This window comes from Gordonia desulfuricans NBRC 100010 (assembly GCF_001485495.1).
GTDB lineage: Bacteria > Actinomycetota > Actinomycetes > Mycobacteriales > Mycobacteriaceae > Gordonia > Gordonia desulfuricans.
The window spans coordinates 1-12,135 of the sequence record NZ_BCNF01000026.1; the positions used below are offsets into that span (position 1 = coordinate 1).

At 68.3% G+C, this 12,135-nt stretch carries 8 protein-coding genes; 5 read left to right on the forward strand and 3 right to left on the reverse strand.

Features of this window, described 5'->3' with window-relative positions; genetic code table 11:
• Positions 1–186: 186 nt before the first annotated feature.
• On the reverse strand, positions 187–1,323 hold the full coding sequence (locus GD1_RS04315; RefSeq protein ID WP_053778269.1) for a thiolase family protein: 1,137 nt from the start codon (positions 1,321–1,323) through the stop codon (positions 187–189).
• A gap of 318 nt (positions 1,324–1,641) precedes the next feature.
• Between GD1_RS04315 and GD1_RS04320 the strand changes: the two genes are divergently transcribed.
• Positions 1,642–2,799, forward strand: a complete 1,158-nt coding sequence (locus tag GD1_RS04320; protein ID WP_053778268.1) for an acyl-CoA dehydrogenase family protein — start codon at positions 1,642–1,644, stop codon at positions 2,797–2,799.
• A 7-nt stretch (positions 2,800–2,806) separates the two neighbouring features.
• On the opposite strand, the gene GD1_RS04325 is transcribed toward GD1_RS04320, so the two are convergent.
• Positions 2,807–4,867, reverse strand: a complete 2,061-nt coding sequence (locus tag GD1_RS04325) for an NAD(+) synthase (protein WP_059035908.1) — start codon at positions 4,865–4,867, stop codon at positions 2,807–2,809.
• Positions 4,868–4,946: 79 nt separating this feature from the next.
• Entirely contained in the window at positions 4,947–6,350 is a 1,404-nt protein-coding gene (locus tag GD1_RS04330) for a WS/DGAT/MGAT family O-acyltransferase (protein ID WP_059035911.1), read from the reverse strand.
• Between the two features lie 169 nt (positions 6,351–6,519).
• Between GD1_RS04330 and GD1_RS04335 the strand changes: the two genes are divergently transcribed.
• The 4 genes from GD1_RS04335 to GD1_RS04350 all read left to right on the forward strand — a co-directional run bounded on the left by GD1_RS04335 (position 6,520) and on the right by GD1_RS04350 (position 12,059).
• Positions 6,520–7,053 carry a nuclear transport factor 2 family protein gene (locus tag GD1_RS04335; RefSeq protein WP_059035913.1) on the forward strand — a complete coding sequence of 178 codons (534 nt, stop codon included), beginning with the start codon at positions 6,520–6,522 and terminating at the stop codon, positions 7,051–7,053.
• Between the two features lie 207 nt (positions 7,054–7,260).
• Complete coding sequence (locus GD1_RS04340) at positions 7,261–8,253, forward strand: acyl-ACP desaturase (protein WP_020794158.1); 993 nt, start codon at positions 7,261–7,263, stop codon at positions 8,251–8,253.
• 59 nt (positions 8,254–8,312) lie between these two features.
• Positions 8,313–9,473 (forward strand): tRNA dihydrouridine synthase DusB, encoded by a 1,161-nt coding sequence (gene dusB, locus GD1_RS04345; protein WP_274381517.1) that lies wholly within the window; start codon positions 8,313–8,315, stop codon positions 9,471–9,473.
• 180 nt (positions 9,474–9,653) lie between these two features.
• Entirely contained in the window at positions 9,654–12,059 is a 2,406-nt protein-coding gene (locus GD1_RS04350; RefSeq protein ID WP_059035915.1) for an LCP family glycopolymer transferase, read from the forward strand.
• The last annotated feature ends 76 nt before the right edge of the window (positions 12,060–12,135 follow it).

A 12,135-nucleotide genomic window follows, 5' to 3' on the forward strand; every position in this document is an offset into this window, starting at 1 on the left:
TCTCCGCAGCCTTCGTCGAGTGGCGGCCACCTCGGAGGTGGTTGGGTTGGCGAGTTCGGCCGTCTGAGGTTTCGACACGACTTGCCGCTTCGCTCCTCGTCGGCTCAACCATCAACGGGCAGTTGATGATTGCTCCGGGACCGGGCATCGCGAAGCTATCAGCGGCCAGCCACCGGGAGTCACGCGTCAGCCGACCAACTCGAAGATGGTCGCGTTGGCCATGCCGCCTGCCTCGCACATGGTCTGCAGGCCGTAGCGGATTCCGTTGTCGCGCATGTGATGGATCAGGCGGGTCGCGAGGATGGCGCCGGAACCACCCAGCGGATGGCCGACGGCAATCGCCCCGCCGAGCGGATTCAGCGCCTTGTCCGCGGCACCGGTCTCGATCTGCCAGGCCAGGGGAACCGGCGCGAAGGCCTCGTTGACCTCGAACGCACCGATCTCGTCGATCGTCAGACCCGAACGGGCCAAGGCCTTGGCGGTGGCCGGGATCGGGCCGGTCAGCATGATGACCGGATCGTCGGCGGCGACCACGGTGGTGTGCACCCGTGCAATCGGGGTGAGCCCGTGCGCCGCAGCCGTCTCACTCGACATCACCAGCAGCGCGCCGGCGCCGTCGGAGATCTGTGAGGCATTGCCCGCATGGATCACACCGTTCTCGTCGAAGACCGTCTTGAGCTTGCCCAACGACTCCAGGGTGCCGCCACGACGGATACCCTCGTCACCCTCGAGAACACCGGGCAGGGTGGCGAGTTGTGCATCGAAGGCACCGGAATCGGCTGCGGCCGCCGCCAGCTCATGCGACCGCAACGAGTACTCGTCCACCCGGGTACGGTCCAGATCCCAACGGCGGGCGACCATCTCCGCACCGATCCCCTGACTGAACCGATCGACGCCGAAGCGGTCGAGCACCGTCGCCGGCTGGCTCTCCCCGTTCGGCGCGGCACTGCCCATCGGAACCCGGGACATCGACTCCACGCCACCGGCCACGACGATGTCGAGCTGGCCGGAGATCACCGCGGCAGCAGCCATCGCCAGCGTCTGCTGACTCGATCCGCAAGCACGGGTGACGGTGGTACCCGGAACGGACTGTGGCCAGCCCGCGGCGAGCACCGCGGTGCGGGCGATGTTGCCCGCCTGCTCACCGCTCTGGCTCACGCAACCCCACATCACGTCGTCGACGACTGCCGGATCGACACCGGTACGGGCGGCCAGCGCCTCGAGCACATGCGCCGACAGATCGGCCGGATGGATTCCGGAGAGCGCACCCCCACGGCGTCCGATCGGGGTGCGGACTGCGTCCACGATCACTGCATCTGTCATGTCACGACTTCCTCGGGTATCGGCGATCTCGGGTACAGGCGATCTCGGGTGCGGGTGTGTTCCGGCGGCGCCGGTCGCCACTGCCATCGAATCGACCATGAAGCGACGACGATCTCAAGGAGTTTGATGCTCATACAGACATAGCCACGACCTATAGTGCCCGGTGATCCGCCCACACATTGCCTGCCCCTAAGGCACCGTTAGCCGAACAGCGGTACCAAGCACCCCCGACGCGGGGCATGGTGGGTGCATCGCACGGGACCGGCGAGTACCCGCCGCGGCCGATCCACATCACTCACCAGGGGGAGACGACAACCGATGCAGCGCACCGTGTTCAACACCGATCATGAGGCCTTTCGCGCCACCGTCCGCGACTTCATCGCCAAGGAGGTGGAACCGGTCCACCACGAGTGGGAGAAGCAGGGCCACCCGCCACGCGAGTTCTACAACAAGCTCGGCGAACTCGGCGTCCTCGGCATCGAGGCACCCGAGGAGTTCGGGGGTGGCGGGGCCTCGGACTTCACCTACTCGATGGTGATCAGCGAAGAATGCGCCCGGGCCGGGGTGACCTTCGGCAGCTACTCGGTACACGCCAACCTGATCCTGCCGTACCTGATGGAGTACGCCACCGACGAGCAGAAACAGCGGTGGATTCCCGGATTCTGTTCCGGTGACCTCATGTTCGCCATCGCGATGACCGAGCCCGGCACCGGATCGGATCTGGCCAACATCGCCACCACCGCCCGGCTCGACGACGACGGCAGCCACTACGTCCTCGACGGTGCGAAGACCTTCATCACCGGCGGTGCACTCGCCGACCGCATCCTCGTGGTCTGCCGCACCTCCCCCTTCGACCCCGCCGACCGGCGCGCCGGACTCTCGATCCTGGTGGTGGACACCACCTCCGAGGGATTCAGCGTGGGCCGGCGACTGGAGAAGATCGGCCTCAAGGCCTCCGACACCGCCGAACTCTCGTTCAGTTCGGTGCGGGTACCGGTGACCGACCGCCTCGGCGACGAGGGAGCGGGCTTCACCTACCTCACCCACAACCTCGCCCAGGAACGGCTGACCATCGCGATCGGCGCCGCCGCGACCGCAGCCGCCGCCCTGCAGCACGCCCTCGCCTACACACGCGAACGCGACGTGTTCGGCAGGCCGGTGGCGTCGTTCCAGAACACCAAGTTCGTCCTCGCGGAATGCTCCGCCGAGGTCGAGGCCGTCCAGCAGTTCGTCGACCGCGCCCTCACCCTGCACAACGCGGGCGAACTCAGCGTGCCGGACGCCGCACGCGCCAAGCTCTTCGCCACCGACACCGCAGGCCGCGTCATCGACAAATGCCTGCAACTCCACGGCGGCTACGGCTACATCACCGAGTTCCCGATCGCCCGGCTCTACGCCGACACCCGCGTCTCCCGGATCTACGGTGGCACCAGCGAGGTGATGAAGACGATCATCGCGAAAGATCTGGGACTCTAGCGGGTTCTCACTCCATGCTGCGCAACTGGTCCAGCCAGACACGCGCCGACGCATCCGACGGCGACCGCCAGTCACCGCGCGGCGACAAGGAGCCGCCCGACCCGATCTTGGGGCCGTTGGGCATCGCGGTGCGCTTGAACTGGTTGCCCATGAACCGCTTGAGGAACACCCCCAGCCAGTGCTCGATGGTGTCGTCGTCGTAGCTGTTGCGGGACTCGACGGCCTCGGAATCCCACGGCAACCCCCGCGACCGCGGACCCCACGTCTGCTGTGCGAGGTAGGCGATCTTGGACGGCCGGTTGCCGTAGCGCGTCAGGTGATAGAGGAAGAAGTCGTGCAACTCGTACGGCCCGACGGTGTCCTCGGTGGACTGGACCGCCCCGTCCTCCCCCGGCGGGATCAGCTCGGGGCTGATCACGTCCTCGAGGATCTCCACCAGCGCCGCCGTGGTCTCCGACGCATAGGTACCGGTCGAGATCATCCAGCGGATCTGATGCTGGACAAGGGTTTTCGGTACCGACGAGTTGACATTGTAGTGCGACATCTGGTCGCCGACACCGTAGGTGCACCATCCGAGCGCGAGCTCGGACAGGTCACCGGTACCGAGCACGATCCCGCCATGGTGGTTGGCCAGCCGGAACAGGTGCGAGGTGCGCTCACCGGCCTGCACGTTCTCGAAGGTCACGTCGAAGACCTTCTCGCCCCGCGAGTACGGGTGCCCGAGATCGGCCAGCATCTGCTCACACGACGGCCGGATGTCGAGCTCGGCCCCACTCACCCCGAGCGTGTCCATCAGCACGTGGGCACGGGCCAGGGTCGCACCACCGGTGGCGAACCCCGGCATGGTGTAGGCCAGGATGTTGGTGCGCGGCAGGCCCAGTCGGTCGAAGGTGTCCACCGCGACCAGCAGCGCGAGGGTGGAGTCCAGTCCCCCCGACACCCCGATCACGATCTTGTCGAGACCGGTGGACCGCAACCGGGCGGCCAGACCCTGGACCTGGATGTGCCCGACCTCGGCACATCGCTCGTCACGGTCTGCGAGCCCGCTGGGCACGAACGGGAACCGCGGCACCGTCCGGCGCAGGCTGTCGGCGTGAGCGAATCCCGGTTCGGCGGATTCGACAGCAGCGGTGTCGCGCCCGTCGAAGGCGAACTCGATGCGCCGCAACGACTTCAGCTCGGCGGAGAGGTCACCGGCCTGATCGCGCAGGCTGATCATCCGCATCCGCTCCTGCCGGAGCCGGTCGAGGTCGACGTCGGCGCTGATGATCTGGGAGTCCATCGCGAATCGTTCACTGCGGGCCAGCAGCGACCCGTTCTCGGTGATCAGCGCGTCGCCGTCCCAGGCGAGATCGGTGGTGGACTCGCCGAAACCGGCGGCGACGTAGAGATGAGCGGCGACGCAGCGCGCGGAATGGCTGCTGCACAACGACAGTCGGTAGGCCTCCTTGCCGACGGTGACCGGGCTGCCGGACAGGTTGGCCAGCACCGTGGCCCCGCCCAGCGCCGCCGGCACACTCGGCGGGATCGGCACCCAGCCGTCCTCGCAGACCTCCAGGTGCAGGACGAACCCGGGCAGGTCGGCGGCGGTGAACAGCAGATCCGGGCCGAACGGGACCCGTTGCCCCAGAACCACACAGGTGTCGACGGTGGCGTCACGTGCGGCCGCGAAGTACCGCTGCTCGTAGAACTCGCGGTAGTTCGGCAGATACGACTTGGGCACCACGCCGAGGATCACGCCGTCCTGGATCGCGACCGCTGTGTTGAACAGACCGTCACCGACCACCAGCGGTAGCCCGACCGCCACCACCGACCGGATCCCGCGACTCGCCTCGACCACCGCGGCGAGGGCCTCCAGGCAGCCGTCGAGCAGCGCGTCCTGCTGGACGAGATCGTCGATGCTGTAGCCGCACAGGCCCAGTTCGGGGAAGACGATGAGCGCCGAGCCGTCGGCGGCGGCCCGCCGCATCAGCTCGATCGTCGCCTCGGCGTTGGCACGCGGATCGGCGATGCGCACGACGGGTACGGCACCGCTGACCCGCACGAATCCATGGTCGTAGACAGACACGGGTCAAAGCCTAGTGCCCAGGGCACGCCACGCGGTCACCACCGCGACGACACCACCGCCCGACGACACCGTCACACGCTCAGTCGTCGCACGCCTCGATGAGCTCCTTGAGCTGGCGGTCGAAGGCGGCGGCGATCTCCTCGACGTCGGGCACCTCGTCCGGGCAGGTCAGGATGCCCACGTTGAGGTGACCGTCCACCGAGAACACGGTGATGTTGAGGGCCAGCCCGTGGAAGATCGGGCCCAGCGGGTAGATCGCCGCGATCCGGGCGCCGCAGAAGTACAGCGGGAAGTCCGGTCCGGCCACGTTGGACACGGTGACGTTGTAGACCGGCGGATGGTTCATCGACAGTTTCCGGTCGCCGTAGAACTTCATCAGCGTCGACAACGTCATCCCGGGCGCGAACTGCGCCCACGCCCGCAGGATGTTGGGGTCGATGTCGGCGTGGTGTTCCTTGGCGCGCCGGGAGAGCTCACCGGCCTTCTCCAGCCGTTCGACCGGATCGGCGATGTCGGAGGGCAGTTCGGTGAACATGCCGGTCACCTTGTTGGTGCCGTTGACCACCAGGCCGCTCTCGTCGGCGCCGTGCACCGACACCGGGACCAGCGCGACGAGCGGCCGGTCGGGCAGGTCCTGATGGGACTCGAGGTAGTCGCGCAGCGCACCGCCGACCATGGCGAGCACGACGTCGTTGATCTTGACACCGAACCGGTTCTTCACCCGTTTGACGTCGGCGAGGGAGAGCTGGGTGGTCGCGATCGCCCGGTGCGGGGAGATCGGGCCGTTGAACACGGTGCGCGGGGCGGCGAACGGCACCGGCATGCTGGTCTTCGACCGTGACCGCCGGAGCCACTCGAACGGGACCGCGGCGGTGGTGGGGAGCAGCTTGGCCATCGAGATCGGCCGCTGCACGAAGTAGTTGACCGCACCCCGCAGCACCATTGCGGTGCGGTTGGAACCGCCGGCGGTCTGCATCAGACGGTCGGGGTCGGGGTCCGGCTCGTCGGGACTGAGGGTGCACAGCTGGGCGAGGACGTCGGCGGTGGTCACGCCGTCGACGCCGGCGTGGTGCATCCGCAGCATGGCCGCGATCCGGCCGTCGGCACTGCCCTCGATGATCCACAGCTCCCACAGCGGTTTGCCCCGGTCGAGGGTCTGCCCGGCCAGATGGCCGCACAGTTCGGCGAGTTCGGCCTTGCCGCCCGGCGCGGGCATCGCCACCCGGTGCACATGCCGTTCGATGTCGAAGTCGTCGTCCTCGATCCACACGGGGTGGTCGATGTTCAGTGCGGAGTTGTCGAGTTTGCGACGCAGCATCGGCATCCCGGCCACCCGGTGGGCGATCTGCGTCCGCATCCGAACGAAGGAGTACCCGCCGGACATCGTGGACGTGTCGAGTTCCATGATCCCGACCACATGCATCAGCTGCGACCTGGTCTCCATGTACAGAAATGACGCATCCAGGCCACTCAACCGCTGCATCTTGCCACCTCGTTCTGCTCACCCATGGGTGTCACCCCGACCCACCCGGGTCGGCACCACGCCCACCCCGTTGTCCATTCTGCTCTCCACCGGGCCGGATGCGCCGTCGGATCGCCGGAGAATTCGCGATCGGCCACGGCGATCGGCCCCACTCCCCTAGCGTGGACACGTGTCCACCACCTTCACCGCGACCGAACTCCACGACGCCTTCGCCGACTTCCAGGAGACGGTCGCCGAGATCGGCGACACCCGCGACTGGGATCGTTTCGCCGAGTTGTTCACCCCGGATGCGGAGTACATCGAGCACGCCCTGGGCACCATGCACGGCCGCGAGGAGATCCGGGAGTGGATCTGGCGCACCATGACCGCCTTCCCCGGCAGCCACATGACCGGGTTCCCGGCGCTGTGGCACGTCGTCGACGCCCCGACCGGCCGGGTGATCTGCGAGGTGGACAACCCGATGCGTGACCCCGGGGACGGCACCCACATCACTGCGACCAACATCACCATCCTCACCTACGCCGGTGACGGTCTCTGGTCCTGCGAAGAAGACGTCTACAACCCGATGGAGTTCGGGCACGCCGCGATGCGGTGGTGCGAAAAGGCCGCCGACCTCGGTACCCTCGACGACAGCGCAGCTCGATGGATGCGCCGGATCGGCCCGGCTTTCGCCTCTGGCCGGCCGGCTGCGGATCGGCTGTGAGTAGTCCGACGGATGTGGACGGGGCCCCATCCGCCGGAGCACGATGGTGGCCGGCCCGGCCGACGTAACGCCGGCGGGCCAGGTTACGACTGCGTAGGTACGGGCTTGGGTTGATCTCCGAAGTGCCGTAACCTTGACCACTGATCATTTGACGTGCGGCCTGCCGAAGACCGGCTTTCACGCACGAACACCGTTCGGAGGAAATCAATGGCACGTGAACTGACACAGCTGGAGCTCCTGCAGGAACTCGCTCCGGTTGCAGAGGAGAACGTGAACCGGCACCTCAAGATCGCCCGCGACTGGAACCCGCACGACTACGTGCCCTGGGACGAGGGCCGCAACTTCGCCGCACTGGGCGGCGACGACTGGGACCCCGAGCAGTCCCGACTCGACGAGGTCGCCAAGGCGGCGATGGTCACCAACCTGCTCACCGAGGACAACCTGCCCTCGTACCACCGGGTGATCGCCGACAACTTCTCGATGGACTCCGCGTGGGGCCACTGGGTCGGTCGCTGGACCGCCGAGGAGAACCGCCACGGCATCGTGATGCGTGACTACCTCGTGGTGACCCGCGGCGTGGACCCGGTTGCCCTCGAAGAGGCCCGCATGATCCACATGACCAACGGCTACGACCCGATGCTGGCCGCCGCCGGGCGCGCCGACGAGCTCGAGGAGCACGCCGACGAACTCGGCCTGCTGCACTCGGTTGCCTATGTCACCTTCCAGGAGCTGGCCACCCGCGTCAGCCACCGCAACACCGGCAAGGCCTGCAACGACCCGATCGCCGACAAGATGCTGCAGCGCATCGCGGCCGACGAGAACCTGCACATGATCTTCTACCGCAACATCTGTGGTGCGGGCATGGACATCTCCCCGGATCAGACGTTGCGCGCGGTCACCGACATCGTCACCAACTTCCAGATGCCCGGCGCCGGTATGCCCAACTTCCGTCGCAACGGCGTGCTGATGGCCAAGCACGGTATCTACGACCTGCGTCAGCACCTCGAAGAGGTCATCCAGCCGGTTCTGCGCAAGTGGAACGTCTTCGAGCGCGAGGACTTCTCCGCCGAGGGCGAGAAGACCCGCGAGGAGCTCGCGGCCTTCCTCGAGCAGCTCGAGAAGGACACCGTCCGCTTCGAGGAGATGCGCGACCGTTCGCTCGCCCGCGAGGCCAAGAAGCGGGAGCAGCAGGCATCCTGAGTACCACAGCACCCCTGACCGCGCCGGCGTCCTCGAGTTCTGACGAGGGCGCCGGTGCGCTGTCGTCTGCCCGACGACGCGCACCGTTGCGGATCGGGTCGATCGAACTGGCCAGTCCGGTGGTCCTGGCGCCGATGGCCGGGGTCACCAATGTCGCCTTCCGCACCCTGTGCCGCGAGCTGGAGCTCGCCCGGACCGGCACCGTGTCGGGCCTCTACGTCTGTGAGATGGTCACCGCCCGTGCGCTGGTCGAGCGCCACCCGGTGACGATGCACATGACCGCATTCGGCCCGGACGAGAACCCGCGGTCGATGCAGCTCTACACCGTCGACCCGCGCTACACCTACGAGGCCGCCAAGATGATCGTCGACGAGGGGCTCGCCGACCACATCGACATGAACTTCGGCTGCCCGGTGCCCAAGGTCACCCGCAAGGGTGGCGGCTCGGCGATCCCCTACAAGCGCACCCTGTTCCGCAAGATCGTCGCCGCGGCGGTGCGGGCCACCGAGGGCACCGACATCCCGGTGACCGTGAAGTTCCGCATCGGCATCGACGACGAGCACCGCACCCACCTCGACGCCGGCCGTATCGCCGCCGAGGAGGGCGCGAAAGCCGTTGCGCTGCATGCCCGTACCGCGTCGCAGCGATATTCGGGCGAGGCCGATTGGGACGAGATCGCCCGGCTCAAGGAGCATGTGACCGACGTCCCGGTGCTCGGTAACGGTGACATCTTCGAGCCCGCCGACGCGGTCCGGATGATGGCGCGGACCGGATGCGACGGCGTGGTGATCGGCCGCGGCTGCCTCGGACGACCGTGGCTGTTCGCCGAACTCGCCGCCGAACTGGGTGGCCTGCCCGCACCGGCGGCGCCGAACCTCGGCGAGGTGTCGAAGATCATCGTCCGGCACGCCGAGCTGCTCGCCGATCACCACGGCGAGGACAAGGGATGCCGGGAGATCCGCAAGCACGTCGCGTGGTATCTCCGCGGCTTCCCGGCCGGCTCGGATCTGCGCTCGCGGCTGTCGCTGGTCAAGACCCTCGACGAGCTGCGCGAACTGTTGTCGACGCTGCCCGCCGACGCCCCGTTCCCCGAGGACGGACACGGCCCCCGCGGCCGGCAGGGCACCCCGGCGAAGGTCGCACTGCCCGAGGGATGGCTCGACGATCCGTACGAGGACGTCGTCCCCGAGGGTGCCGAAGTGATGCACTCGGGCGGCTGATCTGCGCAGGCCGGAGGCCGGTGAGGGCCCTGGCGGCTTCGGTGACCGTCGTGGCCGCCGGGCGATCAGTATGATGACGCAAGGCCCTTGCCATGGCAGGGGCCGTCATCGTGAGGTGCCGCAGCGTTTCTCCCCGACGCAGCGGGAGCACACCGGCAGAGGGAATGAGGATCTTTCACAGTGAGTCGTTGGACGCCGAAACCGCGCCGCCGCGGGTCGGGTGATGACGCGGGCGACGACGCCCGCGCCGCCCGCCGCGAGCACTCCCGGGGCGGGTCCGACGATTCGTCGAGGTATGCCGCCCCGCCCACCGGCGAGATGCCTGCCGCCGACCGTCTCCGCGAACCCCGCTCGGCCGACCGCTTCGTCCGCGGCCGGACCCGGCTGACCGTCCGCGAGCTGATGGAGCAGATGAACGCGGCCGAGCCCGAGGCCGGCACCGCCCCCTCCGCACCGGACGAGTCCCCCACCCAGGCGATCCCCACCACCCGCGGCCGCCGCAACCGGCCGCCGCGCCCCCAGACTCCTTCGGTATCCCAGACTCCCCCGGCATCCCAGACTCCCCCGGCACCGATCCCGGATCACCGGTCACCGGCTCCACGCCACGTCGACGACCCGAGCCGGCAGTTCGGCACCGGGATACCCGTCGGCAACGACGTCACCCAGAGGATCCCACCGGTGGACGCCGGTGCCGAACCCGGTGTGGACCTGTCCGACCGGGCGACCACCCGCCGCGCGATCGAGGAGTCCCGGGCACAGGGCAGCCATGTCGCCCCGCCGGGTGCCGCGGTCCCGAACGGCCCGGGTGCCCAGCCCCCCAGCTCCACCGGCGGTGCCGACACCGCGGGCGCCGACGACGTACCGACCGGCTTCGTCCCGGTCCCGGCCGACACCCCCCGCGCCGATACCTCTCGCGCCGATGCCCCCGCCGACGCTCCGCCCGCCGATACCTCCGCCGCGGCCGGTACCCCCACGGTCGGCGAACCCGAACCGCTGCAGCGCACCCCCGACCTCACCGAGATCGCCCGCGGCCGGCCCCGGCGTGTGGCCGGGCGTTCCGCGGACCGGTCGCTGGCCCGGTCGGCCACGGTCACCGGCCGCATCCTGGTGTCGGTGGCCTGCGTCCTCGCCCTCGTCGGCACCGGCTTCGTCTGGGGTTTCCTCAAGTCGACCAACGGCAACTGGCACACGATCATGGCCGTCGACCCCGACGACACCAACATCCGCAACAAGGATGCGCAGTACGGCGACGAGAACTATCTGATCGTCGGCACCGACACCCGTGCGGGGAACAACTCCAAGGTCGGTGCGGGCACCACCGCCGACGCCGACGGCGCGCGCTCGGACACCGTCATCCTGGTGAACATCCCGGCCGACCGCAGCCGCGTCGTGGCCGTGTCGTTCCCGCGTGACCTGCAGGTCGACCGCCCCGAATGCCAGCAGTGGGACAACGCGAACGGCACCTACGGCGAGACCCTGCCCGCCGAGACCCACGTCAAGCTGAACAGCGTCTACGCGCTCGGCGGCCCGCAGTGTCTGGTGCGGGTGATCACCCAGATGAGCGGTCTGAACATCAACCACTTCATCGCGATGGACTTCTACGGCTTCGAGAAGGTCGTCAACGCGGTCGGCGGCGTCGAGGTGTGCTCGACCGCCCCGATGTACGACTACGAGCTCGGCACCATCCTGAAGAAGCCGGGCACACAGAAACTGACCGGACGACGCGCCCTGAACTATGTGCGGGCACGCACGGTGTCCACCGAGGGCAACGGCGACTACGGCCGCATCAAACGCCAGCAGCTGTTCATGTCGTCGCTGCTGCGCGCCACGCTGTCGGGCAATGTGCTGTCCAACCCGGCGAAACTCAACTCGATCATCAAGACGTTCATCGAGTACAGCTACGTCGACAACGTCGACACCAACTCGTTGATCCAGCTCGCCGAATCGATGCAGGGCATCGACGCCGGCCGGGTCACATTCCTGACCATCCCCACCTCGGGGACGTCCACCGACGGCGAGAACAACGAGATCCCGCGCACCGACGACGTCGACGCGATCTTCAACGCGATCATCGACGACCAGCCGTTGCCGGGTGAGCAGAAGCGCAAGTCCTCGACGACGTCGTCGGCCGGTCCCAGCTCGCCGACCGTCACCGCCACCACGCCGAGCCGGGCCTCGGCCACCGCTCAGAACCCGGGCAACGTGGGTGTGCGGGTGCTCAACGGCACCGGGCGCACCGGTGCCGCCAGCGAGGTCTCCGACCAGCTCAGCGCCCAGGGCTTCGACGTCCGCGGCGTGGCCGACGCCTCCGAGAACCGCACCGACACGGTCATCCGCTACGGTGTCGGCGAGCTGGACTCGGCGGCGACCCTGGCCGAGATGTTCCCGGGTGCGAACGTCCAGCTCGACCGCACCGTGCGGTCCGGCGTCGAGGTGATCCTCGGCAGCGACTTCGACGGATCGGTGGGGTCGGCCCCCTCGGTGGGCACCACCCTGTCGGTCGAGCAGTTGCCGCAGGCGTCCAACAGTGGCAGTCTCCCCAATGACCTCGCCGTCACCAACGCCGGGGACACCACCTGCTCCTGAGGCGCGAAAGCCCTGGTCGGCGGCGGGTGGACCGGTGCTGCCCCGGACTCGACGGCGAGCGTTCACGGTGTGTTCA

What these genes read in the sequence shown, in the direction of transcription:
- GD1_RS04315 (WP_053778269.1), bottom strand. Translation starts at nt 1,323, where the DNA reads ATGACAGATGCAGTGATCGTGGACGCAGTCCGCACCCCGATCGGACGC.
- GD1_RS04320 (WP_053778268.1), top strand. Translation starts at nt 1,642, where the DNA reads ATGCAGCGCACCGTGTTCAACACCGATCATGAGGCCTTTCGCGCCACC.
- GD1_RS04330 (WP_059035911.1), bottom strand. Translation starts at nt 6,350, where the DNA reads ATGCAGCGGTTGAGTGGCCTGGATGCGTCATTTCTGTACATGGAGACC.
- GD1_RS04340 (WP_020794158.1), top strand. Translation starts at nt 7,261, where the DNA reads ATGGCACGTGAACTGACACAGCTGGAGCTCCTGCAGGAACTCGCTCCG.